20 protein-coding genes, 6 tRNA genes and 1 pseudogene are annotated in these 23,758 nt (G+C 60.2%); 10 read left to right on the plus strand and 17 right to left on the minus strand.

Annotated features, from left to right (window positions below):
* Positions 1–9: 9 nt before the first annotated feature.
* Positions 10–669, minus strand: coding sequence for a transglutaminase-like domain-containing protein (locus ACK6BI_RS10710; protein ID WP_409317052.1), 660 nt, complete (start codon positions 667–669; stop codon positions 10–12).
* A gap of 247 nt (positions 670–916) precedes the next feature.
* Here ACK6BI_RS10710 and ACK6BI_RS10715 point away from each other — a divergent pair, with 247 nt between their 5' ends.
* Positions 917–3,364: an acyl-CoA dehydrogenase gene (locus tag ACK6BI_RS10715; RefSeq protein ID WP_409317053.1), complete on the plus strand. Its 2,448-nt coding sequence runs from the start codon at positions 917–919 to the stop codon at positions 3,362–3,364.
* A 74-nt stretch (positions 3,365–3,438) separates the two neighbouring features.
* Positions 3,439–3,846, plus strand: coding sequence for a PA2817 family protein (locus tag ACK6BI_RS10720; protein ID WP_039770706.1), 408 nt, complete (start codon positions 3,439–3,441; stop codon positions 3,844–3,846).
* A 55-nt stretch (positions 3,847–3,901) separates the two neighbouring features.
* On the opposite strand, the gene ACK6BI_RS10725 is transcribed toward ACK6BI_RS10720, so the two are convergent.
* On the minus strand, positions 3,902–4,897 hold the full coding sequence (locus tag ACK6BI_RS10725; protein WP_409317054.1) for a LysR family transcriptional regulator: 996 nt from the start codon (positions 4,895–4,897) through the stop codon (positions 3,902–3,904).
* A gap of 90 nt (positions 4,898–4,987) precedes the next feature.
* On the opposite strand from ACK6BI_RS10725, the gene ACK6BI_RS10730 reads away from it, so the two are divergent.
* The 4 genes from ACK6BI_RS10730 (at position 4,988) to ACK6BI_RS10745 (ending at position 9,049) form a co-directional block, all read left to right on the plus strand.
* A complete protein-coding gene (locus ACK6BI_RS10730) occupies positions 4,988–5,614 on the plus strand; it encodes an alanyl-tRNA editing protein (protein ID WP_409317055.1) in 627 nt (208 codons plus the stop codon).
* An 89-nt stretch (positions 5,615–5,703) separates the two neighbouring features.
* Positions 5,704–6,474, plus strand: coding sequence for a 2OG-Fe(II) oxygenase (locus ACK6BI_RS10735; protein ID WP_409317056.1), 771 nt, complete (start codon positions 5,704–5,706; stop codon positions 6,472–6,474).
* 1 nt (position 6,475) lies between these two features.
* On the plus strand, positions 6,476–7,114 hold the full coding sequence (locus ACK6BI_RS10740) for a LysE family translocator (RefSeq protein ID WP_409317057.1): 639 nt from the start codon (positions 6,476–6,478) through the stop codon (positions 7,112–7,114).
* A gap of 195 nt (positions 7,115–7,309) precedes the next feature.
* Positions 7,310–9,049, plus strand: coding sequence for a dipeptidase (locus ACK6BI_RS10745; protein WP_409317058.1), 1,740 nt, complete (start codon positions 7,310–7,312; stop codon positions 9,047–9,049).
* Between the two features lie 125 nt (positions 9,050–9,174).
* Here ACK6BI_RS10745 and ACK6BI_RS10750 read toward each other — a convergent pair.
* The 6 genes from ACK6BI_RS10750 to ACK6BI_RS10775 form a co-directional block, all read right to left on the minus strand.
* Positions 9,175–9,250: transfer RNA gene (locus tag ACK6BI_RS10750), tRNA-Gly, on the minus strand.
* Positions 9,251–9,252: 2 nt separating this feature from the next.
* A tRNA-Glu gene (locus tag ACK6BI_RS10755) sits at positions 9,253–9,328 on the minus strand.
* A gap of 58 nt (positions 9,329–9,386) precedes the next feature.
* Positions 9,387–9,462: transfer RNA gene (locus ACK6BI_RS10760), tRNA-Gly, on the minus strand.
* A gap of 3 nt (positions 9,463–9,465) precedes the next feature.
* Positions 9,466–9,541, minus strand: a tRNA-Glu gene (locus tag ACK6BI_RS10765).
* Positions 9,542–9,645: 104 nt separating this feature from the next.
* Positions 9,646–9,721, minus strand: a tRNA-Gly gene (locus tag ACK6BI_RS10770).
* Positions 9,722–9,723: 2 nt separating this feature from the next.
* A tRNA-Glu gene (locus ACK6BI_RS10775) sits at positions 9,724–9,799 on the minus strand.
* Positions 9,800–10,186: 387 nt separating this feature from the next.
* On the opposite strand from ACK6BI_RS10775, the gene ACK6BI_RS10780 reads away from it, so the two are divergent.
* Complete coding sequence (locus ACK6BI_RS10780) at positions 10,187–10,945, plus strand: hypothetical protein (RefSeq protein WP_065261849.1); 759 nt, start codon at positions 10,187–10,189, stop codon at positions 10,943–10,945.
* A gap of 506 nt (positions 10,946–11,451) precedes the next feature.
* Here the strand turns inward: ACK6BI_RS10780 and ACK6BI_RS10785 are convergent.
* The 4 genes and pseudogenes from ACK6BI_RS10785 to ACK6BI_RS10800 all read right to left on the minus strand — a co-directional run bounded on the left by ACK6BI_RS10785 (position 11,452) and on the right by ACK6BI_RS10800 (position 15,878).
* Entirely contained in the window at positions 11,452–12,333 is an 882-nt protein-coding gene (locus ACK6BI_RS10785) for a methyl-accepting chemotaxis protein (RefSeq protein WP_409317172.1), read from the minus strand.
* Between the two features lie 27 nt (positions 12,334–12,360).
* Positions 12,361–13,413, minus strand: a pseudogene (locus tag ACK6BI_RS10790) (methyl-accepting chemotaxis protein); the annotation flags it as partial.
* A 108-nt stretch (positions 13,414–13,521) separates the two neighbouring features.
* Positions 13,522–14,922: a PLP-dependent aminotransferase family protein gene (locus tag ACK6BI_RS10795; RefSeq protein ID WP_409317059.1), complete on the minus strand. Its 1,401-nt coding sequence runs from the start codon at positions 14,920–14,922 to the stop codon at positions 13,522–13,524.
* A 194-nt stretch (positions 14,923–15,116) separates the two neighbouring features.
* Positions 15,117–15,878: an SDR family oxidoreductase gene (locus tag ACK6BI_RS10800; RefSeq protein WP_409317060.1), complete on the minus strand. Its 762-nt coding sequence runs from the start codon at positions 15,876–15,878 to the stop codon at positions 15,117–15,119.
* A gap of 223 nt (positions 15,879–16,101) precedes the next feature.
* On the opposite strand from ACK6BI_RS10800, the gene ACK6BI_RS10805 reads away from it, so the two are divergent.
* A complete protein-coding gene (locus tag ACK6BI_RS10805) occupies positions 16,102–17,106 on the plus strand; it encodes an NADP-dependent oxidoreductase (RefSeq protein ID WP_409317061.1) in 1,005 nt (334 codons plus the stop codon).
* Positions 17,107–17,158: 52 nt separating this feature from the next.
* Here ACK6BI_RS10805 and pyrF read toward each other — a convergent pair whose 3' ends face one another.
* Positions 17,159–17,857 carry an orotidine-5'-phosphate decarboxylase gene (pyrF, locus tag ACK6BI_RS10810; RefSeq protein WP_409317062.1) on the minus strand — a complete coding sequence of 233 codons (699 nt, stop codon included), beginning with the start codon at positions 17,855–17,857 and terminating at the stop codon, positions 17,159–17,161.
* A 283-nt stretch (positions 17,858–18,140) separates the two neighbouring features.
* On the opposite strand from pyrF, the gene ACK6BI_RS10815 reads away from it, so the two are divergent.
* Both ACK6BI_RS10815 and ACK6BI_RS10820 read left to right on the plus strand, forming a co-directional pair.
* Entirely contained in the window at positions 18,141–18,902 is a 762-nt protein-coding gene (locus ACK6BI_RS10815) for a response regulator (protein WP_409317063.1), read from the plus strand.
* A complete protein-coding gene (locus tag ACK6BI_RS10820) occupies positions 18,902–19,948 on the plus strand; it encodes a sensor histidine kinase (protein WP_409317064.1) in 1,047 nt (348 codons plus the stop codon). The genes ACK6BI_RS10815 and ACK6BI_RS10820 overlap by 1 nt, the downstream gene beginning before the upstream one ends.
* An 87-nt stretch (positions 19,949–20,035) precedes the next feature.
* Here the strand turns inward: ACK6BI_RS10820 and ACK6BI_RS10825 are convergent, their stop codons facing one another.
* The 4 genes from ACK6BI_RS10825 to ACK6BI_RS10840 form a co-directional block, all read right to left on the minus strand.
* Positions 20,036–21,088: an AI-2E family transporter gene (locus ACK6BI_RS10825; RefSeq protein WP_065258869.1), complete on the minus strand. Its 1,053-nt coding sequence runs from the start codon at positions 21,086–21,088 to the stop codon at positions 20,036–20,038.
* Positions 21,089–21,157: 69 nt separating this feature from the next.
* Positions 21,158–21,964, minus strand: coding sequence for a DUF4892 domain-containing protein (locus tag ACK6BI_RS10830; protein WP_409317065.1), 807 nt, complete (start codon positions 21,962–21,964; stop codon positions 21,158–21,160).
* A 127-nt stretch (positions 21,965–22,091) separates the two neighbouring features.
* Positions 22,092–22,946: an alpha/beta hydrolase gene (locus tag ACK6BI_RS10835; RefSeq protein ID WP_409317066.1), complete on the minus strand. Its 855-nt coding sequence runs from the start codon at positions 22,944–22,946 to the stop codon at positions 22,092–22,094.
* Positions 22,943–23,749 (minus strand): alpha/beta fold hydrolase, encoded by an 807-nt coding sequence (locus ACK6BI_RS10840; protein WP_409317067.1) that lies wholly within the window; start codon positions 23,747–23,749, stop codon positions 22,943–22,945. Before ACK6BI_RS10840 ends, ACK6BI_RS10835 begins: the two co-directional genes overlap by 4 nt.
* Positions 23,750–23,758 lie beyond the last annotated feature (9 nt).

Raw genomic sequence — 23,758 nt, forward strand, 5'->3', positions numbered from 1 at the left:
TACGCCGGATCAGCGGCTGCCGACATCACCGTGCATGTCGCTGGCCAGTGGCGTCTGCTGATCGTTGAACAGGTGCGGATAGCATTTCTGCAGATGTTCGAAGAAAAAGGATTCCGGTACATCGGCGAACTGGCCGTGATCGACCAGGTACTCCATCAGCAGTGCGCCATCGCTGTTGTACGGGTGGAAAACGCTGTCGTTCATGCCGTCGAATTCCAGCGGCGCAACATTGAACATTTCGCAGAGCTTCTGGTTGAACGCGGGTGTGGCCTTGACCCAGCGATCATTGAGAAACAGCTCGGTATAACCATGCATGGCGAACACTTCGCTTCTCAGCAGCTCCAGCAGGCGCGGCGTCGACAGATGATTTTTCACATCCGCCAGACCGATGCGTGCCGGGATCCCGCAATGGCGCGCGCAACCGGCGAGCAGCGTGGCCTTGGGCACGCAATAACTTTCACCCGCCGCCAGCGCGTGACTGCCGCGCAAGGTCTGCGGGTCGCGGCTGAAGGTGTACATGTTGTAACGCACCGCCTCACGCACCGCGTAATAAAGACTGATCGCCTGCGCGCGCGGGTCTCGGCTGGCCCCACGGTGCTGTTCTGCGAACTCCACCACCGAGGGGTGGTCACTATCGATGAAGCGGCCGGGGCTCAGATACTCGCGCATGACGATGTTCTCCTGGATGAAATCCGAGTCTAGCGAGAGGTTCAGCACAAAGATAACGACGTTTCGGCCAAACATGGACGCAAAGCCGCGGAGTCGGCGAACGATTTCCCACGGATGTTGCCCACCTGACTTACAAAAGATATCCAGGCATTCCCACGATTCAGATCACCCTGCTCTGACCACCCTGATTTGCAGATGCCGTCTAAGCTCTGGAGGGTCGCTTGCCCTGGTTCACGGAGGATTACATATGCTGTTGTTGTGGATACTGGTTCTGATCGTCGGCGTGGCGTATCTGGCCCACCGACGCATCGCCCCGCTGCCGGCACTGGGCATCGTCGCGGCTTATCTGCTGGCGATGGGGATCTTCAGCCACGCGCCGGGCTGGCTGCTGCTGATCTTCTGGGTCGTACTGGCCATCGTCGCGGCTCCGTTGCTGCTGCCGGATCTGCGCCGCAAGCACTTCAGCGCGCCGCTGTTCAGCTGGTTCCAGAAAACCCTGCCGCCGATGTCGCAGACCGAGCGCGATGCCATCGATGCCGGCACGGTGTGGTGGGACGGCGAATTGTTCAGCGGTCGTCCGGACTGGGAAAAACTGCTGTCCTATCCCAAGGCGCAGCTGAGCGAAGAAGAGCAGGCCTTTATCGACGGCCCGACCGAAGAGCTCTGCGCCATGGTCACCGACTGGCAGATCGGCCAGTCGATGGACCTGCCCGCCGAAGCCTGGAACCACATCAAGGAACACGGCTTTTTCGCCTTGATCATTCCCAAGGAATTCGGCGGTAAAGGCTTCTCTGCCTATGCCCACTCCCAGGTGGCGATGAAACTGGCAACCCGCAGCGGCGATCTTGCCTCCACCGTGATGGTGCCCAACTCCCTCGGTCCGGCCGAATTGCTGCTGCACTACGGCACCGACGAACAGCGAAACCACTACCTGCCCCGCCTGGCCCGGGGTGACGATATTCCGTGCTTTGCCCTCACCGGCCCCCTCGCCGGTTCCGATGCAGGAGCGATGCCCGACACCGGGATCATCTGCAAGGGGCAGTGGGAAGGCAAGGAAACCCTCGGCCTGCGCCTGAACTGGGAAAAGCGCTACATCACCCTCGGTCCGGTCGCGACCCTGCTGGGCCTTGCCTTCAAGGCGTATGACCCGGACCACCTGCTCGGCGACAAGGAAGACCTGGGCATCAGCCTCGCGCTGATTCCGACCGATACCCCCGGTGTTGAAATCGGCCGCCGCCACCTGCCGCTGGGCGCAGCGTTCATGAACGGCCCCAACTCAGGCAAGGACGTATTCATTCCGCTGGATTTCCTGATCGGCGGCCAGGACATGCTCGGCAAAGGCTGGATGATGCTGATGAACTGCCTGTCGGTCGGCCGTTCGATCTCCCTGCCGGCAGTAGGTACCGGCGCGGCCAAGTTCACCAGCCTGGTCACCGGGCAGTACGCGCAGATTCGTGAGCAGTTCAATGTCCCGTTGTCCGCCTTCGAAGGCATTCAGGAAGCCATGGCCCGCATCGGTGGCAACGCGTGGATGATGGACGCCGCACGCATGTTGACCGCCAACGCGGTGGATCTGGGCGAGAAGCCTTCGGTGCTGTCGGCGATCCTCAAGTATCACCTCACCGAACGCGGCCGCGAGTGCATCAGCCACGCCATGGACGTGCACGGCGGCAAGGCAATCATCATGGGCCCGAACAATTACCTGGGCCGCAGCTGGAACGGCGCGCCGATCTTCATCACCGTGGAAGGCGCGAACATTCTCTCGCGCAACCTGATGATCTTCGGCCAGGGCGCGATCCGCTGCCATCCGTTCGTTCTCAAGGAAATGGCCCTCGCCGGTCGCGAGGACAAGGACCAGGCGCTCAAGGAGTTCGACGGCCTGCTGCTCAGGCACATCGGATTTGCCGTGAGCAACGCCGCCAGCACGCTGGTATTGAACCTGGGACTCGGCCATTTCGAACACGCCCCGGGTGACAGGCTCAGCCAGGGGTATTTCCGCGCACTCAACCGTCAGGCTGCGGCATTTGCCATGCTCGCCGACCTGAGCATGATGCTGCTGGGCGGTGAACTGAAACGTCGCGAACGTCTTTCGGCACGGCTGGGCGATGTGCTGAGCAACCTGTATCTGGCCTCCGCAGCGCTCAAGCGCTATCACGACCTTGATTACCCGGCCTATATGGAACCGCTGTTCAGATGGGCGATGGAAGAAAGCCTCGGGCAGTCGGAAAAGGCCCTGGATGAGCTGCTGACCAATTTCCCGAACCGGGTTTTCGGCTGTCTGTTGCGCGTGATCGTGTTCCCGTTCGGTCGCCGCCACAAAGGTCCGTCGGACCGACTCGGTGCCGAAGTGGCAGCGGTTATCGGTCGGGCCAAAGGCGATCCGGCGCTGGAAGAGTTGCTCGCCGGCTGCTATCGCCCGCAATCGGCGGACGATGCCGTGGGTGCGCTGCAACATGCCTGCGATCAACTGAATGCCGCGCAACCGCTGCACAAAAAACTGCACACCTCGCTCAAAAGCGGTCAGGTCAAACCGGTTGCCGGCGAACACGTCATCGATGCGGCGCTGGAGGCGGGCGTGCTGCAAGCGGCGGAAGCCCAGACCCTGCGTGATGCCGAAGCCGCACGGCGCAAGGTGATCGATGTCGATGACTTCGACAAAGAGCAACTGAAACCGGCGGACGGGAAAATCCGCTGATCCCTTCAATCAGTGAAAAACGGGCGCGGGGGCTTTATACTCCCGCGCCCGTTTTGCTCTTGAGGACTTATCTCGTGTCCAATGTCGTTGCCGATCATCTGGTTTTGCTCGACCACCTGCGCAGTATCCTGGTCGCCGTAGGTGAGGCCGATCAGGTTCCCGAAGAAAGCCATGCCCTGTTCCTGGAGCGTTTCGACGAACTGCTGGCGTCACTGCCGATCGAGCCGATCGAAAGCCAGTACCTGGGCCAGGACATCCTGACTCAAGTGATTACCCGCTACCCACAAATTGCCCACCTGATCCCTCGGGATCTGCTGTGGTTCTTCGCCGGCGACTGCCTGCACTACCTGTCGGACGAAGAAATCGACCTGTACCAGGCGCTGGAAGAGCGCCGCTACGAAGCCGAACAGAACGACGAACCGTTCGACTGGAACCAGGAAAAACAACTGCTGGCGATGTCCGCCCAGGACAGCAAGCACTGATTTTCACCGCACAATGAGAAGGCCCGCATGATGATTCATGCGGGCCTTTTTTTGCTTAGATCAACCCTTTCCCCTCGGGCAATTCATACTCGGCCAAAACCTTCACACTGCCGGATTTTCCTCGTTTGCTTAATGTCGGCTCTTTCTCCAGACACTCCACCAGATAGTCGATGAACACCCGTAACTTCGGTGGCAGGTAGCGCGTCGGCGAGTGCAACAGCCACAAACCGCCATGATAGGACGCCAGGAATGTCCAGTCCGGCAACACCTGCACGACCAGCCCCTGCTCAAGGGCATAGCGCGCCGTGAAATAAGGCAGGCTGCCGATCCCGATGTGCTGCAATACGGCGCCCAGACGCACGCCGGTGTGATTGGCGGCATACCGGCCACGCACGCCGACGGTCACTGCCTTGCTGCCCTTCTTGAATTTCCAGCGCGCATCGCTCGGGGTTTCACCCAGATAGATGCAACTGTGATTGAGCAAGTCATGGGGATGAGTGGGCGTGCCATGTTCGGCCAGGTATTGCGGGGTCGCACACAGCAAATGGTCGATGGTCAGCAACTGTCGCCCGACCAGCCCCGCTGGCGGCCGCTCCGTGATGCGAATCGCCAGATCGACATGATCGTCGATCAGATCCACCTGCCGGTCTTCCAGCAGCAATTCCACATCGACCTTCGGATAACGGCGCAGAAACTCCGGCATGTGCGGATGAATCACGAAACGCCCCACCGCTTTCGGCACGCTGACCCGCACCAGTCCCTCGGCTTCGTGGGTGAACTGTCCGCTGATTTCCATCACCGACCGGGCGGCGCTGACCATCTCCTGACAGCGTTTGAATACCTCTTCCCCGCCGTCACTCAGGCGCAACTTGCGCGTAGTGCGTTGCAGCAACCGCGTGGCCAAAGCCTTCTCCAAGCGAGAAATGCTGCGGCTGACCGCCGAAGGCGAGGAGCCCAGCTGGCGAGCCGCTTCGGAGAAGCTGCCGGTTTCCACGACCTTGACGAAAATGGCCATTTCACCGAGCAGTGGCAAGGGAAGATTTATGCTCACAGCGCAACAGTCCTTTGATGTTTGAACGGATTATCACGTTATTGCACGATTCATATAATTAAAAAAGAAACTTTAATAAGGGCATGGAATATGACGCTTCGCCTCTTTTTCCATAGTGATGACCTCAAGGCCAATGTGGAAGTCCTCGACTGCACGCCCCATGAGAACGAATTTGCCGTGGTGCTGCGCGCCACGCTGTTTCACCCGCAAGGCGGCGGGCAACCTTGCGACACCGGCTGGATCGGCAACGCTCGGGTTTTGCGAGTGGTGCAGGAAACGGAACGAATCATCCACTTCGTCGATCGGCCTGTGCCGCTGGGCATGACCCAGATCCGCGTCGATGAAGAACGCCGGCATTTCAACACCCGCATGCATTCCGCCGGTCACTTGATCGGCCATTTCATTCAAGCCATGGGCTGGATGCCGATCAAGGGGCACCACTGGCCCGATGAAGGCCGGGTGCAGTTCAAACCCGGGGATTCGGCTCAGGAAGTCGATGCGCAAATCGTCCAGTACGGTATCGGACAATGGATCGAACACGATCTCCCACGCCTGACATCCCTGCGCGAGGGCGCGCGGGAAATCGGCTTTGGTGAGCTGCCGGCCTATGGCTGCGGTGGCACCCATGTACGCAGCCTGAAGGATCTGGGCACAGTCACGATCGCGTCCCTTTCGCAGAAAAAGGGCACGTTGTCCGTCCACTACACCGTGGATTGAGGATATCGGGCACTGCCAGATGCAGTGCCCGACGCCGGGGAACCGCGCTCGCCGGTTCCGTTGACTACTCGTTAGATGGACCTGAAACCATGATGCTTGACGTCGAGCGTCTCGATGAGACGTGCATAAAAAAACTGGCCAACGAAGAAGTCCTCGCTATCCGTCTCAAAGGCTTTTTGCCTGAAGACCAGGCGATCCGGATTGGCGACAAAATTCTCGCCCCCGGCTTCGAAGGTTATATCAACGCACCCAGCATCGGTCGCATCGGCATGGCGTTCTATGAAGCGGAAAACCAGCCGTTGCTCATCGAGGATTACTTCGAACGCGCCACCAGCAACATTGCCGAACTGCGCAATCGTTGCGCGCCCTACTCCTCGCCGATCGACACTCTGCGCTGCATGCTCGACGAGTCCTGGCCGGCAGGCGCGCATCTGGAGAACCTGTACGGACGCAAGATGTATGTCGGTCTGTCACGGGTGGTCAAACCCGGTGTCTGCTTTCTCGCTCACCATGACATCTTCGCCAAGGATGCTCCGGAAAGCTTTCAGGCCCGCAGCCTGGAGGCGCAATTCGCCTGCAACGTTTACCTGAACATGCCGACCGAGGGCGGCGCGTTGCAGATGTGGGAGGACGACATCTCACCGGATCGCTTCGACGAAATGCGCGGCGACAGCTACGGCATCGACCCGGCACTGCTCGGCCCGCCAGCACTCGAAGTGCGCCCGGAACCCGGGGATTTCATCATGTTCAATTCCCGTCGCATGCACTCGGTCACGCCGGGCGTGGCAGATCCGCGCCTGAGTCTTTCGTTTTTTGTCGGCTATCGCGGCAATGCATCACCCCTGACTTTCTGGAGCTGAAATGACATCGAATTACCTGGGCGAGTTTATGGCGCTGGCCACCATTCACTTTCTGGCCGTGGTAGCTCCCGGCCCGGACTTCGCCGTGACCATTCGTCAAAGCGTGCGATTCGGTCGGTTGGTCGGTATCTGCACGGCACTGGGCATCGGCGCGGGGATTTCCGTGCACGTGCTGTATACCCTGCTGGGCGTCGGCGCCTTGATGCACACCACGCCATGGCTGCTGACGGTGGCCAAGGTCGTGGGTGGCGCCTACATTTTTTACCTTGGCCTCAGTCTGATTCGCAGCAAGCCCAAGACCGCGATCGAGGGTGAAAAGGCAGCAGACGAACCCTTGGTTGAGCAGTCCCTGTTCAAGGCGTTTTCCACCGGATTCCTGACCAACGCCACCAACCCCAAAGCCACGCTGTTTTTCCTGGCAATCTTCACCACCATCATCAGCGCCAGCACACCGCTGGAAATTCAGGCGCTGTACGGGTTGTGGATGTGCGGCGTGAACGCACTCTGGTTCGTGATCGTTGCGCTGTTCTTTTCAAGCAGCAGAGTGCGGGAGCTGTTCATGCGCATGGGGCACTGGTTCGAGCGCAGCATGGGGGTGATTCTGATTTTGTTTGCCGGACGACTGGTGTTGTCGATGTAAATATGCAGCTCGAAGAGGCCCGCTCCAGACTGATTGGGCGGGCTTTTTCGATTCTGCGCCGCTTTTGCATTTCTGTGCGACGCGTCCCACTTCGGGGGCTCCCCTGTCACGCGCTTGTGGTGTTAGTTTGCAAAACCGTCTGAACCATCAATCAGACACTTCCTACTCACCACCTGCAAAGGAATGCCCTTAGCAATGGATTTTTCCCTCAAGCAACTGGCTGTGTCGACCCTGATTCTGGCCAGCCTTTCGTCCGTCACACTGCCTGCACATGCCAACATCACACCGCAGCAAAGTGCGACCATCCTCAAGAGTTTCAGCGATGCCAAGGTCAGTGATTTCCGCCAGTTTCTGGGTGAACTGGCCAAAAGCGATCTGAGCAAAACCGACGATCTGCGCGCGTCCATCAGTGCGTTTCTCGACAACAAGACGTTGACGGCTGAGCAGCAAAACGAAATCTATCGCCTGCTCGGTCTCTATACCCGGGCGAAATACGGCAAAGCCGCTCTGGAAACCCTGCGCGAACTGGTGGAGATCCCGACCGATCGCAAGGAAGGTGTTGCCCAGCACGAGAATCCTGAATTCATCAAGATTGCCGCCAAGATCAAGGACCTGGCCGAGTCCTTTGGTTTGAATTACCGAAACATCGACAATCGTGTCTACGAAATTTCTCTCGACGGCAGCGGCAAGGAAGTCGTGGGCATTCACGCGCACGCCGACGTTGTACCGGTAACACCGGAAAACTGGGTGCTGAAGGACGGCACCAAACTCGACCCGTTCAAGGTCACGCTGATCGGCGATCGCATGTACGGCCGTGGCACCGAGGACGACAAGAACGGCATCGTAGTCACCCTGTATGCCATGAAAGTCATCAAGGAAGAAAAACTGCCGCTGGCCCGCAATTTCAAACTGCTGGTGGACACTACCGAAGAAACCACCGGCGACGCGATTCCTTACTACTTCGAACGCAACCCGACGCCGGAGTACAACCTGGCGCTGGATGGCGGCTACCCGGTGGTGATCGCCGAGAAAGGCTACGGCACGGTCATGGCCAAGTTCGCCAAGCGCAAGGCCGAAGGCAAAGGTGCGGAACTGGTCTCGATGACCGGCGGCATGGCGACCAACCAGATTCCATCGGTTTCAGTCGTCACTCTCGTCACAGACAAACCCGCCGAACTGGCCGCCAGCCTGCAAAAGGCCGGTAGCGAATACGCGAAACGCAATGGCGGCGATTTCGAAGTGAATGCCAAGGTCGATGGCAAAGACGTGAAACTCAGCGTAACCGGCGTTTCCGCCCACTCCTCCGAACCGGAGTCCGGCGTCAACCCGGTGGCTCGCATGCTCGACTTCATTCACAGCGTGGATGGAAAGATTGCGTTCAAACACAACCACATCACCGATGCCGCCCGCTACGCCGCCGACAACTGGGGCCTGGACTACAAGGGTGGCAAGCTGGGTGTCGGTTTCGCCGATGATTTCATGGGGCCGCTGACGACTTCGCTGACTTACGTCGGCATGGATGACAAGACCTTCAAATTGGCGGTCAACCTGCGCGTACCGAAGGGCAAGTCGCCGCAAGTGCTCAAGAGCGAAATTGCCGACAAGCTGGCGGCCTGGAGCAAGAAATCCCACGTGGCGGTCAACTTCGATTACTCGATTGCCGAGCCTATGTACCGCAATCCTGAAGGCGAATGGGTCAAGGCGCTACTGGCCGTGTCAACCGAAAACCTGGGCATGAAACACGAGTTCGGCACCTCTGCCGGCGCCACCTCGGTGCATGAGCTGCCGAACGGGGTGCAATTCGGTCTGGCTCGACCTGAAGTCAAATACACCGGCCACACCGACGGCGAGTTCAAGACCGTTGACCAGTTCCTGCTGGACCTGCAGATCGTCACGGAGATGATGGGGCGTATCGGGCAACTGCCGAAACTTTGATTACGCTTCAGGCCCGCCACCCAGGCGGGCCCACAAAAAAGGACCTCACGGTCCTTTTTTGTGGCGCTGCAAATCACGCACAAACAAAAACGCCGCTCATGTCTGAGCGGCGTTTTTATTGAATATGGAGCGGGAAACGAGACTCGAACTCGCGACCCCGACCTTGGCAAGGTCGTGCTCTACCAACTGAGCTATTCCCGCAATGGCGTCCCCTAGGGGACTCGAACCCCTGTTACCGCCGTGAAAGGGCGGTGTCCTAGGCCACTAGACGAAGGGGACAGGCTACAACTTTCACTAATAAAAACGCCGCTCTTTGCAAAGCGGCGCTTCTTGAATTTGGAGCGGGAAACGAGACTCGAACTCGCGACCCCGACCTTGGCAAGGTCGTGCTCTACCAACTGAGCTATTCCCGCAAATGGCGTCCCCTAGGGGACTCGAACCCCTGTTACCGCCGTGAAAGGGCGGTGTCCTAGGCCACTAGACGAAGGGGACACACTACCCGGAACACATGGTTTGTGTTTCGGTGTCCAGATCCAGATCCGAAGACTTGGTTCCGGTTTCACTCGACACCGCCCGAAAGCACTGCCGTTTAAAATTGGAGCGGGAAACGAGACTCGAACTCGCGACCCCGACCTTGGCAAGGTCGTGCTCTACCAACTGAGCTATTCCCGCATTGGCGTCCCCTAGGGGACTCGAACCCCTGTTACCGCCGTGAAAGGGCGGTGTCCTAGGCCACTAGACGAAGGGGACACACTACAACATTCACTCCCTGCCGCGTTTCGCTGTGTGCTTTACGCTGCAAGTGGCGCGCATTCTATGGATGGATTGGAGGGTCGTCAACCCCCTGATATAAATTTATTTAAATCAATGACTTCGGGGCGCATGACGGGCCGAATCGGACTTTTCGGCCGCCCGACGATTGGCGCCTATATTCCGACACTCGCCAAGGCGTTATAGTCCACGCCACAGGTGATGGCAATCTGTACCCCAAGGGCCAGTATTTATATAAGCAGGCTTGCGGCCGATACAGATGAAACTTCGCTGATCCAACCCGTCGAGCGGCGCTAGGCTCTCATAGGCCAAGCCACTACACTCGCACGCGAACCCTATAAAGAGGTCTTACCGGTGACACCACTCATGATCACCCTGCTAGTCATAGCCGGGATCGCAATCTTGATCGCCATTGGCTACATGAACCATGTGGTGGAAAACACCAAACTGGAGAAGGCCCGCACCAAGGTCGAACTCAACGATCGCCTGCGCCGTTGTGGCGAACTGACGGAAACCTTCCCCGGCCAGTTCATGACCCCTGCCCTCAAGCTGTTGATGACCCGCCTGGAACTGAACGTCTGCCAGCGCCTGCTCAACCTGGAAAAGACCAGCGCCACCACCAAGGCCCGCATCACCGAACTGAGCGCCCTCGTCGCCCAAGGTGAATCGATCCCGGTCAACAACCCGCCGGCGCCGATCCAGACCGAAGCCAAGGCCAAGGACGTCCGTTTCCTCCTCGAAGCCCTGCACGGCCAGATCACCCGCGCCGCCCAGGACGGTTTCCTGCCACCGAACGAAGCCAAGCACTGGATTCGCGAAGTGCGCCATATTCTGGTGCTGCTGCACATCGAATTCTTCAACAACCTCGGCCAGCACGCCCTGCAACAAAACCAGCCCGGCCAGGCCCGCCTCGCCTTCGAACGCGGTGTGCAATACCTGCGCAAACAGCAGGACCCGCAAATCTACGCCGAACAACTCCAATATCTGGAAAAACTCCTGGCCCGCGCCAACGCCCAGGTCATGGACAAAATCGCCCCGGTCGAAGGCGAAGAAAACCAACTGACCGCCGGCCTCAAAGATGTCGAGGCTGACGCGGACTGGAAGAAGAAAGTGATTTACGACTGAGTCCAGTCAAAGAGAGAAGCCACCGAGAGGTGGCTTTTTTTGTTGGCTTAAATTCAGGAGTAAACCAGAAAGCGCTCAGCCGACTGGCAAACAGCATTCGCGAACAAGCTCGTTCCCACAGAAAGCAAAAACAGCCCGCACCCACTCCTCACCACACACCACGATGAGCGTTAGCTCAAGTACCGCTTTTGACGTACCGGCCCCATCGGCAGGCTGAGTGGAGGGATTGATCCGGGGGTAGGCGCGCAGCGCCGTTTGGCGAAGCCAAACACATCGAGAGGAGGTGCAGCGAAGCAAACCGTAGGCGATGCCCCCGGATCAATCCCGGAACGAAGGAACGCCGAGCCTCAGCGAGGCGCCGAACGCAGGGGCCCAGACCTTTGGTTCCTTTGGGGCGTTTGCCAAAGGGACTCGCCGTAAGGGCGAAACCGCCAGCCGCAACACCCGAAGCAACGGATATTCACCCAAAACACCCCAAAACCTGGTCGGCCCAAAGGCCGCCAAGGTCAAAGCCGAAAATGCCCAACCATTCCCCGAAGCTCACTCCCCAACTGCGCCAGCTCAACACTCGAAGCTGCATTCCCGCGCATCGCAATCGAAGACTGATCCGCACTCGCCCGAATGCTGGTCACGCTACGATTGATCTCCTCGGCCACCGAGCTCTGCTCCTCGGCCGCCGCCGCGATCTGCTGATTCATCTGCTGGATCAACGAAACCGCCGCCGCAATACTCCCCAGCGCACTTTCGGTCTGCAACGCGTCGCTCACCGCCAGTTTCACCAGTTCGCCACTGTTCTGAATCTGCTGCACCGATGAATACGCCGCCGAACGCAAGGCACTGACCAACCGCTCGATCTCTTCGGTCGACTGCTGCGTGCGCCGGGCCAGCGCCCGCACCTCATCGGCGACCACCGCAAAGCCCCTGCCCTGCTCCCCTGCCCGCGCCGCTTCGATTGCCGCGTTGAGCGCCAGCAGATTGGTCTGTTCGGCGACGCTCTTGATCACTTCGAGCACCGTGCCGATGTTCTGGATTTCCGCGCTCAGGCTTTCGATGCTCGAACTGGCCGACGTCGCCGAGTCCGCCAGTTGCTCGATCCGCGCCATACTCTGGCGCACCACTTGCTGACCACTCTCGACCTTGTCGTCCGCAGTCTGCGCCGCAAGTGCGGCCTCTTCGGCATTACGCGCCACATCATGGACGGTGGCGGTCATCTGGTTCATGGCCGTAGCAACCTGCTCGGTTTCCTCTTTCTGGCTGCTCACTTCAAGATTGGTCTGCTCGGTCACCGCCGACAGCGATTGTGCGGAACTGGCCAACTGTTCGATACCGGCCTGCAATCCGCTGACAATGGCACTGAGGCCTGCGCCCATCTGCTGCATGGACTGCATCAACTGCCCGATCTCGTCTCGACGATTCACTTCCACCGTTGCACTCAAGTCACCGGCGGCAATCCGCTGGGCAACCTGCATCACGCTGCGCAACGGAGCGACGATCAGGCGGGTGATCACCCAGGCCGCAACCAGACCGACCAGCAAAGCCAGCGCCGACGACCCGATGATCAGCACAGAGTTTTTCTTCAGCTCACCCTGCATCGCGACGTCCTGAGCGACGTAGGCCTGATCGACCCGCTCCACCACTTGCGCAGCACGTTGATGCAATTGCTCGGATACGGCTTTTTCCTGAGCCAGCAGCCCGGTGTACTCGGCAAGTTTGTCATTGAAACCGGCGATGTGGCCTGACACCTCATTGAGTACCGTCAGATACCCTTCGTCCTTGACCGTGGATTTCAACTGTTCGGCTTGCGCCTGGGCCTGGGCGGCCTGTTCGATGTTGCCTTTGGCGCTGTCGTCCCCCTTGCGGCTCTGATCCAGGCGCACGCGTGCTTCGTTCATGGCCTGCAGCATCAGGCGCGAAACCTGGCTGACCTGATTGGCCTGCTCGATGAACTGCGCCCCATCCTTGCCTTCGCTGTCCTTGAGCGTGTAGGCGCCGTCATCGGCAAGCCCGGCCTGGAGGACATCAAGATTATTGGCGACGCTGGATACCGACCAACTGGCCATTTCCAGCGCCAGATCCTTGGCCTGAGTCAGTGAGACGAACTCATCGAAGGCCTTGCGGTAGGCAACCAGCGACTGCTCGACATCGCTCATCACCGCGACATTGGCCGGCGCTTGCGCTTTCAGCTTGTTGGCCTGCGCGATCAAGGCATCCACCCCTTCATGCAGGGCATCGACGGTTTTCGGATTACCGTGCAGGGCGTAGTCCCGCTCCAGCAAGCGCACATTGAGCAGATCGCTGTTGAGCGAGGACATCTGCTTGAGCCCGTCGAAGCGCTGACTGATGGTTTGCAGGGACCAGACGCCAATGGCCGCCACCAGCGCGGTCAACAGCAAGACCAGCACAAACCCGATACCCAGTTTTTTTGCCATACCGAGGTTGGCAAAACGTCCTTGCACGGCCGAAATCATTGCGCGTAGCCCCCTGCCGAAGTCTGTTGCCGAAGAGTCGCAACGGCCTTGAACCAGCACAAGACTCTGACGTCGGAATAATGGCAAAAAGCTAGGTTCGCGTCGTTTTCAGAACACTTGAGGTCGATCCACGGTTGTACTGCAAAAGAACTGTCGCGCCCTTGGGTCGCAGGCATAAGCCACATTGATCCGTTGCCAGTCACAGGTTTCGCCGCCAGGATTGAATGACGCCCCGAAAGACAATTGCACGCCATGATGCAAGGCCTGCCTGCGCAAACGCTCCACATTCGTCCACGGAGCGCGCGCCCAGATGAACAGCCCGCCCGTCGGTTTGCCGAACACTTCCCAATCCGCATCCTCCAGCACCTCAAGGGCTGCCGCACGATCGGTATTGAGCCGCTGGCGTTGACGTTGTACCAACTTGCGATAGGCGCCATTGGACAACAGCGTTGCCAGCACGGCCTCGTTGAAACCGGAGGTCCCCATGCAACTGATCGTCTTGACCCGTGCCAGTTGCTCAATCACCTCAAGCCCTGCCGACACGAAGCCGACCCGCAACGAACTGCTCAGCGTCTTGGAATAGCTGCCGACATAGATCACCCGCCTGTCATCGTCCAGTGCAGCCAACCGCGTACCGCTGCCATTGTGCAGATCGGCGTAGACGTCGTCTTCGATCAACCGCAGGTCGTAGGTTTTGCTCAATTGCAGAATCCGTCGGGCCACTGCCGGTGCCAGACAACTCCCGGTAGGGTTGTGGTGATGACTGTTGATGAACATCGCCACAGGCCGGAACTGCTGCAACAACGCCTCGAGAGCCTCGATGTCAGGGCCGTCCGGCATCCGGCGGACCTCCAGCATGCGCACGCCCTGCAGTCGCAGAAGATCGAAAAGAGGTGCGTAACCCGGTGATTCGACCACCACACAATCGCCGGCCCGAAACAGGGTCCGCACGATCAGATCCAGTCCGTGGCTGGCACCTGCCGTGGTCAAAACCCGCGCTTCATCGGCCTCTATGTCGAGCAATCCGAGTCGTTTGACGATTTGTTCGCGCAGCATGGAGAGCCCCAGGGGCGTGTTGTAGTTGAACAGGCTGGCCATGTCGGTGCGGGCCACCTGACGGATGGCATAACTGAGATCGTCGGGTTCTCGCCAGCTCGAGGGCAAAACACCGTCACCCAGTTTCAGCCAGGCGCGCGATTGCGGCACGGTCTCGCAGCCGTAGCTCTCGCCCGCAAAAGCCTGGCTATCAAAGGCCTTGCAACACTTTGGCAATGTACTTGCGACCATGAAACCGGCACCTTGCCGGGAGGCCAGAACACCTTGCGCCACCAGACGCTCGCAAGCTTCCATGACGCTCGACTGGCTGAGCAGGTTAGACCGTGCGATTTGCCGTATGGAAGGCAGGCGCGTCGCCGGTGGCACCTGGCTCTGCTCGATCCACTCGGTCAAGCCATCCACAATCTGCTGTACGACCGGCACCATTGCCTGTCGGTCAATTCTCAATTCCATGAGTAGCCAAACTCCTGTCCGTTTTACTCGCGGCAGTAAATCACAGCCGCGTCGGTCAGGCTGTGCGACAACGCCGTCAAAAGCCACCGTTCTAACCATTTGAAACACATTGTTTATCAATGACATGGAACCAAAAACAGGCAAAAAAAACCCGCCTGCAGGGCGGGTCCGTTCCGGTGTCGACCATGGCTTTCTCAGAATGCGGTGACACCGCCATCCACTGCCAGTGAATGGCCGGTGGTGAAGGCTGCACCATCACTGCACAGATACAGCACGGCACTGGCGATTTCCTCGACCTTGCCGATGCGACCGACCGGGTGCATCGCGTTGGCGAATTCGCCCTTCTTCGGATCGGCCTCGTAGGCACGACGGAACATGTCGGTATCGATCACTGCCGGGCAAACGGCATTGACGCGGATTTTCTTCTTGGCGTACTCGATCGCAGCAGACTTGGTGAGACCGATCACCGCATGTTTGGATGCGGCATAGATGCTCATCTTCGGCGCGGCGCCCAGCCCGGCCACCGACGCCGTGTTGACGATCGCCCCGCCCCCCTGTGCCAGCAGCAGCGGCAACTGGTACTTCATGCATAGCCAGACGCCCTTGACGTTGACGTCCATGATCGCGTCAAACTCATCCATCGAGCCCTCGGCCAGTTTGCCTTTCTCGATTTCGATCCCGGCATTGTTGAAGGCATAGTCGAGACGACCGTAGGTCTTGATCACCTCATCCATCAGATTTTTCACGTCGCTCTCGACAGTAACGTTGCAGCGCACGAAGGTCGCTTCACCGCCGGCTGTACGAATCAGTGCCACCGTCCCCTCGCCCCCCGCGGCATCCAGGTCGGCCACCACCACTTTCAGACCCTCGGCGGCGAACGCCTGCGCGGTCGCGCGGCCAATGCCGTTGGCAGCCCCGGTGACTACGGCGACCTGACCGGAAAACGTCATGCTCATTGTTATGTCCTCGAATGCGGGATGAATGAAGGCAGCATAGCCACGGCCATCTCATCAGCGGCAGCACTATCAGAAGGCCGTTTGACCGCCCATGAATCGCAGTGATGAAACTGTGCCTGCCACTATCACCCTGCCTGATCGGTGTGTATTCGCCTCGTCAGCCAACCTTGCAGCATCGCCGGTGACGGTCTATCAACAAGGTTTCATCCGTCGAGTGCCTGTCATGACTAACCAGACCAATCGTCAGTTCCTGCTCGCCAAACGCCCGGTAGGCGCAGCCACCCGCGAGACCTTCACCTATCAGCAAGTGCCGGTGGGCGAGCCGGCGGCGGGACAGATCCTGGTGAAGAACGAATACCTGTCCCTGGACCCGGCCATGCGCGGCTGGATGAACGAGGGCAAGTCCTACATCCCGCCGGTAGGTATTGGTGAGGTGATGCGCGCATTGGGTGTAGGCAAGGTCATCGCATCGAACAACCCGGGGTTTGCGGTCGGGGACTATGTCAACGGCGCCCTGGGTGTGCAGGATTATTTCCTTGGCGAGCCAAAAGGTTTCTACAAGGTCGATCCGAAACTCGCACCGTTGCCGCGTTATCTGTCGGCATTGGGCATGACCGGCATGACCGCCTACTTCGCGCTGCTCGATGTCGGCGCACCGAAGGCCGGGGACACCGTGGTGTTGTCCGGTGCAGCGGGCGCGGTCGGCAGCATTGCCGGGCAGATTGCCAAGATCAAGGGTTGCCGGGTGGTCGGGATTGCCGGCGGCGCGGAGAAGTGCAAGTTCCTGATCGATGAACTGGGCTTCGATGGCGCCATCGACTACAAGAGCGAAGACGTGCTGGCCGGCCTTAAACGCGAATGCCCGAAAGGCGTGGACGTGTATTTCGACAACGTCGGCGGCGAAATCCTCGACGCCGTACTGAGCCGTCTGAACTTCAAGGCCCGCGTGGTGATCTGCGGCGCCATCAGCCAGTACAACAACAAGGAAGCGGTCAAAGGCCCGGCCAATTATCTGTCGCTGCTGGTCAACCGTGCGCGGATGGAGGGTTTCGTGGTGATGGATTACGCCGCGCAGTACGCCAGTGCCGCCCAGGAAATGGCCGGCTGGATGGCCAAGGGGCAGCTCAAGAGCAAGGAAGACGTCGTCGAAGGGCTGGAAACCTTCCCGGAGACCCTGGGCAAGCTGTTCAGCGGCGAGAACTTCGGCAAGCTGGTGCTGAAGGTCTGAGAACAATGAAGGGAGCCATCGGGCTCCCTTCATTGAATCTACAGATACTCGATCAGGCCAGTTCGGCGACCACCGAGGCCAGGGCCTTGGCCGGATCCGCCGCCTGGCTGATCGGACGACCGATCACCAGATAGTCGGAACCGGCATCCAGTGCCTGACGCGGGGTCAGGATGCGACGCTGGTCGTCCTGTGCGCTACCGGCCGGACGAATCCCCGGGGTCACCAGTTGCAGCGACGGGTGCGCGGTTTTCAGTGCAGTGGCCTCCAGCGCCGAGCACACCAGACCGTCCAGCCCGGCCTTTTCGGCCAGCGCTGCCAGGCGCAGCACCTGCTCTTGCGGCTCGATGTCCAGACCGATACCGGCCAGATCCTCACGCTCCATGCTGGTCAGCACGGTCACGCCAATCAGCAAGGGTTGCGGGCCGCTGCGCTTGTCCAGCTCCTCACGGCAGGCCGCCATCATGCGCAGACCGCCAGAGCAGTGAACGTTGACCATCCACACGCCCATTTCGGCGGCGGCCTTGACCGCCATCGCCGTGGTGTTGGGAATATCGTGGAATTTCAGGTCAAGGAAGACTTCAAACCCCTTGTCACGCAAGGTGCCGACGATTTCCGAGGCACAGCTGGTAAACAGCTCCTTGCCCACTTTGACTCGGCAAAGTTTCGGGTCCAACTGGTCGGCCAGCTTCAGTGCGGCGTCACGGGTAGGGAAATCCAGGGCGACGATGATAGGAGTCTGGCAGGCGGACATGAATGGGCTCTCAGGCAAGTCGAAATCGGCGCGCATTGTAGCGGAACCGGCGGCGGCGCGGCACCCGATGATCGGTAAATCATCGCGCCGGACGTGATCAGCATAGCCTTGCAGGGTATTGTGTCGAAGCCGATACACAACCGACACGCCGACAACATGCGCCCGCGCTAGCCTCGCCAGCCGCAACATGTCCTTACAGCAGCCCTTCCCGCCTCACGGCCGGACGCCTATGCTGAAACCACAACCTCGCAGCCTATCTTTGTGGTTGGCGGCCTACTGGCAGATGAACAGCCTCATGCACAACTCCCAAGCCTCCGTGAATGAAGAGCAGAAAGACGACAAGCGCTGGAGCATCCGGGCACTGATCGTCGACGATGACGTGCCGATCCGCGAACTGATGATCGACTACCTGGCCCGTTTCAACATTCACGCCAGCGGCGTCACCGATGGTGCGGCCATGCGCCAGGCGATGCAGGCCGAACACTTCGACGTGGTGGTGCTCGACCTGATGCTGCCCGGCGAAGACGGCCTGTCGCTGTGCCGCTGGCTGCGCGCCGAATCGGATATCCCGATCCTGATGCTGACCGCCCGTTGCGAACCCACCGACCGCATCATCGGCCTGGAACTGGGCGCCGACGACTACATGGCCAAACCGTTCGAACCCCGTGAACTGGTGGCTCGGATACAGACGATTCTGCGCCGGGTGCGCGACGACCGCACCGAACAACGTGCGAACATTCGCTTCGACAACTGGCGTTTGAACAGCGTCCTGCGCCAGTTGATCGCCGACGATGGTCTCGTGGTACCGCTGTCCAACGCCGAATTCCGCCTGCTCTGGGTGTTCATCGAACGTCCGCGCCGGGTACTCAGCCGTGAACAACTGCTGGACGCCGCCCGTGGTCGCTCCATCGAAGCCTTCGACCGCAGCATCGACCTGCTGGTCTCGCGTCTGCGGCAAAAACTCGGTGATGACCCCAAAGCCCCCCAATTGATCAAGACCGTACGTGGCGAAGGCTATCTGTTCGATGCCAGGGACATCGGCTGATGCGGGCACGCTTCGACACGCTGTTCGGTCGCCTGTTTGGCGTGCTGTTCGTGGCGATCGTCCTGGCGCACCTGCTGGCTTTCGCCTGGTTCCACCATTACGGCCCGCCTCCGCCACCTCCACCGCCGGCGTTTTCGCAGGGAGTCGAGGGGCAACGCCCGCCAGCGGATCCGCGCTTCCCCCATCGCCCGCGCCCCTGGTTCGGCGGACCGCTGGTGCCGCTGACCTTTCAGTTCATTTCATTGATGATCGCCGCGTGGTACGGCGCCAAACTCCTGAGCCGCCCGATCCAGCGCCTGAGCGACGCCGCCGAACGCCTCAGTGAAAACCTCGACAGCCCGCCGCTGGATGAATCGGGCCCGCGAGAAGCCCGACAGGCAGCGCATACCTTCAACCTGATGCAGCAACGGATTCGCGAACAGGTTCAGCAACGCGCGCGCATGCTCGGCGCCGTTTCCCATGACCTGCGCACACCGTTGTCGAGATTGAAACTGCGTCTGGAACAGATCGACGACGACAAGTTGCAGGGACAGATGCGTCAGGACCTGAACGACATGATCGGCATGCTCGACGCCACCCTCACTTACCTGCACGAACAACGCACCAGTGAGGCGCTGCAGATGATGGACGTGCAGGCACTGGTCGAATCCCTGTGCGAGAACGCCCAGGATCAGGGCGCCAATGTGCAGGTCAGCGGCCATTGCGCACCACTGGCGGTTCAGCCAATGGCCCTGCGCTCGTGCATCAACAACCTGATGGATAACGCCTTGCGCTACGCCGGGCAAGCACACATCGAGCTGCAGGATCAGCGCGAACACCTGCTGATCCGCGTCATCGACCACGGCCCGGGCATCGCCGAGGACAAACGCGAAGCCGTGTTCGAGCCGTTTTTCCGCCTGGAAGGCTCGCGAAACCGCAACTCCGGCGGCGTCGGTCTGGGCATGACCATCGCCCGGGAAGCTGCCCAGCGCCAGGGCGGCCATTTGAACCTGGAAGAAACGCCTGGCGGTGGCCTTACCGCCGTGATTCGCCTGCCTCGACTCTAGGCCGGAGCGTGTACCGCCCGGTACAAAATCCCAATACCTGCGACACCTCAAACGATGAGCGTCAGCTCGACTCGGGTAGCGGCTTTATCAACGCCGATCCTCAACCCGCCCCTGACTCTTGCTCCAATCCGTCAACAGACTATAAGCAACAGCCAAAAGCGTAGGCCCGATAAACAACCCGATAAAGCCGAACGCAATCAATCCGCCAAACACCCCGAGCAACACGATCACCAGCGGCAGATTCCCGCCACGGCTGATCAGGTACGGTTTGAGTACGTTGTCCACGCCGCTGATGATGAATGTCCCCCAGATCCCGAGAAATACCGCCATCCCGTACTCGCCCTTCCAGGCCAGCCACGCCGTGGCCGGAATCCACACCAGCGGCGGGCCCATCGGAATCAGGCTGAGCAGGAATGTCACGATACCCAGCACCAGCGCCCCCGGAATTCCAGCTATCAGAAACCCGATCAATGCCAGTATCGCCTGCGCTGCCGCGGTACCGATCACACCGTTGACCACCCGCTGCACCGTACCGGCCACCAACTCGATGTAATAGCCGGCACGATCACCGATCAAACGCTCCAGCAAACCATGAACAAATGCCGCCAGCCGCGGCCCGTCACGGTAGAAAAAGAATACGAAGACAATGCTCAGGGTCAGCTCGAGAATCCCGCCACCGATCTGTGCACTGCGCGCCAGCAGCCAGTTACCGACCTGTCCCAGATAAGGCTTGAGCGACACCATCAGCGCCGCGCCCTGCTGATCGACGCTGTTCCAGAACCCGACCAGCCGCTCCCCCACCAGTGGAATGGTGCCAAGCCAGGCCGGTGCTTCCGGTAACCCGTCAACTTGAACGTCCTTGATGAACGCCGTGGCATCGCGTACATGATCGGCCAGGTTGAACCCCAGCCATACCAGCGGCGCGGCCACCAACAGCATCCAGCCCAGGGTCAGGATGCCTGCCGCCAGCGACTCGCGGCCATTGAGCCAGCGCGTCAGCAGACGCATCAACGGCCAACTGGCGAACGCCAGCACCGCCCCCCAGAACAGCGCCGACCAGAACGGCGCCATCACCCAGAAACTGGCACCGAACAGCACAAGCAACAGGATCTGCACCAGCAGACGATCATTATTGGGCATGTGAAATCTCGAAAAAATCAGTCAGGCAAAGCGTAGGCGAACGCGCCGGGCGTGTCCGCCGCAGACACCTTATCGCAACAGATCGATGCGCAGGCCATTGCCTTCGACACTACCGGTCTCCATACGTGCTGCGCGCACGCCCTGCGTGATCAGCGCCTGACGCCAGACCTCGGCCTTTGGCCCGGACACCGCCACTCGCAACGTGGTATCGAGGTTCAGGCCACGGGACAGCAGACGCAACCAGGTGTCGTCGGGATCACCGGTCAGTTTTGGCAACTTCAGCTCACCGGTGTCCTTCAACTGGCGCAACAGGGTCGCGGAGGTCGGCAACAACTCTCCCAACGGTGTGACGGCCTCGAACTGCTCGACATGCAGATAGGCTTTGCGATTGCCGCGAGTGATGCCGTACAGCGCCACCAGCGTGTTGTCGCGAGGCGCCGCCAGCCTCAGCAGCAGATAGGCCTGCTGCTCGTCGGCGCCGTACAGCTTGGCGTTGCCGAACACCTCATTGGCCCAAAGGCTGCTTTCGCCGCAATCCCTGGCCTGACACCAGAACAACAGCTCGGCATCCTGCTTTTGCAAGGCTTCGCGAGCGAGCGTGAAGGCTTCGGTGGCGGAGTGTTCCGGCGGCAGTTCATAGGTGACCGAGGTGGTTTGTCCGCGGGCACCGACCTGACCGTCGAAACGCAGCTGGCCGCTGATCTTGCGGATCGAACCCAGCGGGTAAATCCGCTCCAGGGTTGCGGTTGGGCGATAGTCGACGATCTGCGCATCGGCCAGTCGCGGCACGATTGGCAGATCCTGACTGCCCGGCAGGTCGGCCGCGAGCAGCACGGGACTGAAACAGCACAGCGCCAGCAGACTGAAGAATCGCATCGGCCGGCTCATCGGATCAGCATGCCCGAGGCGCCTTCAGGGCGATTGAGTTTCGCTGCAGTGTGGAAATCCATTGTGGTTGTCTCCCGTTTCAACCCGCCCAGCCTCGACAGTTGCCAAAGGCAAGTCAAGAAATGGCGAAGAACCGATTGAAACAGTCTGCGACAAGCATCGCGCCCGACTCATCGTTCAGGTGCAGATGGTGCCCGCCCGGCAGCTGTTCCCGGCTGAAGGGTAGACGTTCCAGCAGCTCTGTATGTTTGGCGAGCATGCCGTCAGCCGCTACCACCAGTTGTGCAGGACAGGCCAGGCGCTGGATGAACGCCATCGCCTGCTCCTGGGTCAGACGCAGCGGCGATGGCAGGGTCAGGCGGTTGTCGGTGCGCCAGGTGTAACCGCCGGGCACCGGCATCAGACCTCGTTGTGCCAGCAGTTCGGCGGCTTCACGGCTGACCGCCACCAGGCCTTTCATGCGTGCTTCGATGGCCCGATCAAGAGTGTTGTAGACCGGCTTGCGCTTCTCGCGCAGATCCAGTTGCGCCTGCAGCGCCATGCCCATGCGTTCGGCGGCGTTTTCGCCTTTATCTGTGGGCGGAATCACGCCATCAATCAATGCGAGATGGGTGATGCGCTCCGGCAACGAGCCCGCCAGTACCAGCGAAACGATCGCCCCCAGCGAGTGCCCGAGCAGGCCGAAGCGCTGCCAGCCCAGTTGTTCCGCGACTTGCAGCACATCATGGGCGTAATCCCACAACGCGTAACCCGCGCCGACCGGGCGGTGCCCGGAGTGGCCATGACCGGCCATGTCCAGCGCGACAATTCGCAAGCCTTTGAGTCGAGGGGCCAGACGAGCGAAGCTGTTGGCGTTGTCCAGCCAGCCGTGCAGGGCAATCACCGGCACCCCGTCTTCCGGGCCGAAAATGTGCGCCGCCAGCTCGATATGCGGCAGGCTCAGGCGAACTTCTTCGACCGCCGGGCTCATGCGCAGGCCTTTTGCTGGCGGTTTTCCCAGCGAGCGAACAGGTTTTTCAGCAACTGCGCGGTGTCCTGCGGACGCTCAAGGGGAAACATATGACCGCCTGGCACCGTCAGCGATTCTCCGTGAGGCAGACGGCCGACGAACCGGGTGTGATGGTTCATCACTACCCGGCTCTTGTGCCCGCGCACCACCGCCAGCGGCACCTGGAGCTGTCGGGTTCGCCCCGGACTGGTGTGCGGCACGCCGCGATAGATGCTGATCTCCGTGGCCGGATCGAAGCGCAGGCGCAGCTTGTCGCCGACCTGGTGCAGGCCATGTTGCAGGTAGGCGTCGAAACACTCGGGATCGAAACCGCGAAACAGGGTCTTGCCGGCAAAGTAGCTGCGGGCACTGTCGAGGTCGGCGAATTCTTCACGCCGTCCCAGCGTGCGGCCGGCCGGGGTGAGTTTGTCGATGAAACCAAACCGCTTGGCGGCGCGGATTACCCAGCGATCGGTGCGGGTCAACACCGGGGAGTCGAGCATCACCACCCCGCGATACAACTCGGGGCAACGCAGTGCTGCGTGCAGGTGCAGCATTCCGCCGAATGAATGGCCAACGCCCCACACCGGCTCGTCTTGCTGCTGCAGGTGATGGATCAGTTCGTCGACCAGGTGATACCAGTTGTCACCCACCGGAAAACGCGGATCGTGGGCATGCTGCTCCAGATGCGTCACCCGGAACTCCGGCGCCAGCGCCGAGAACAGCTTGCCGTAAGTACCGGAAGGGAAGCCGTTGGCGTGGGCGAAGAAGATCGGTTGCGACATACGGGTAAA

Source organism: Pseudomonas sp. KCJK9016, from assembly GCF_046231795.1.
Classification (GTDB): Bacteria; Pseudomonadota; Gammaproteobacteria; order Pseudomonadales; family Pseudomonadaceae; genus Aquipseudomonas; species Aquipseudomonas bananamidigenes.

Bases quoted from the DNA above. Each gene is read 5' to 3' on its own strand.
- ACK6BI_RS10800 (WP_409317060.1), bottom strand. From the start codon at position 15,878: ATGAGCATGACGTTTTCCGGTCAGGTCGCCGTAGTCACCGGGGCTGCC.
- ACK6BI_RS10795 (WP_409317059.1), bottom strand. From the start codon at position 14,922: ATGGAATTGAGAATTGACCGACAGGCAATGGTGCCGGTCGTACAGCAG.
- ACK6BI_RS10835 (WP_409317066.1), bottom strand. From the start codon at position 22,946: ATGAGCCCGGCGGTCGAAGAAGTTCGCCTGAGCCTGCCGCATATCGAG.
- ACK6BI_RS10710 (WP_409317052.1), bottom strand. From the start codon at position 669: ATGCGCGAGTATCTGAGCCCCGGCCGCTTCATCGATAGTGACCACCCC.
- ACK6BI_RS10830 (WP_409317065.1), bottom strand. From the start codon at position 21,964: ATGCGATTCTTCAGTCTGCTGGCGCTGTGCTGTTTCAGTCCCGTGCTG.
- ACK6BI_RS10735 (WP_409317056.1), top strand. From the start codon at position 5,704: ATGATGCTTGACGTCGAGCGTCTCGATGAGACGTGCATAAAAAAACTG.
- ACK6BI_RS10820 (WP_409317064.1), top strand. From the start codon at position 18,902: ATGCGGGCACGCTTCGACACGCTGTTCGGTCGCCTGTTTGGCGTGCTG.
- ACK6BI_RS10825 (WP_065258869.1), bottom strand. From the start codon at position 21,088: ATGCCCAATAATGATCGTCTGCTGGTGCAGATCCTGTTGCTTGTGCTG.
- ACK6BI_RS10815 (WP_409317063.1), top strand. From the start codon at position 18,141: ATGAACAGCCTCATGCACAACTCCCAAGCCTCCGTGAATGAAGAGCAG.
- ACK6BI_RS10730 (WP_409317055.1), top strand. From the start codon at position 4,988: ATGACGCTTCGCCTCTTTTTCCATAGTGATGACCTCAAGGCCAATGTG.
- ACK6BI_RS10805 (WP_409317061.1), top strand. From the start codon at position 16,102: ATGACTAACCAGACCAATCGTCAGTTCCTGCTCGCCAAACGCCCGGTA.
- ACK6BI_RS10745 (WP_409317058.1), top strand. From the start codon at position 7,310: ATGGATTTTTCCCTCAAGCAACTGGCTGTGTCGACCCTGATTCTGGCC.
- ACK6BI_RS10740 (WP_409317057.1), top strand. From the start codon at position 6,476: ATGACATCGAATTACCTGGGCGAGTTTATGGCGCTGGCCACCATTCAC.
- ACK6BI_RS10780 (WP_065261849.1), top strand. From the start codon at position 10,187: ATGATCACCCTGCTAGTCATAGCCGGGATCGCAATCTTGATCGCCATT.
- ACK6BI_RS10715 (WP_409317053.1), top strand. From the start codon at position 917: ATGCTGTTGTTGTGGATACTGGTTCTGATCGTCGGCGTGGCGTATCTG.
- ACK6BI_RS10785 (WP_409317172.1), bottom strand. From the start codon at position 12,333: ATGCAGTCCATGCAGCAGATGGGCGCAGGCCTCAGTGCCATTGTCAGC.
- ACK6BI_RS10840 (WP_409317067.1), bottom strand. From the start codon at position 23,749: ATGTCGCAACCGATCTTCTTCGCCCACGCCAACGGCTTCCCTTCCGGT.
- pyrF (WP_409317062.1), bottom strand. From the start codon at position 17,857: ATGTCCGCCTGCCAGACTCCTATCATCGTCGCCCTGGATTTCCCTACC.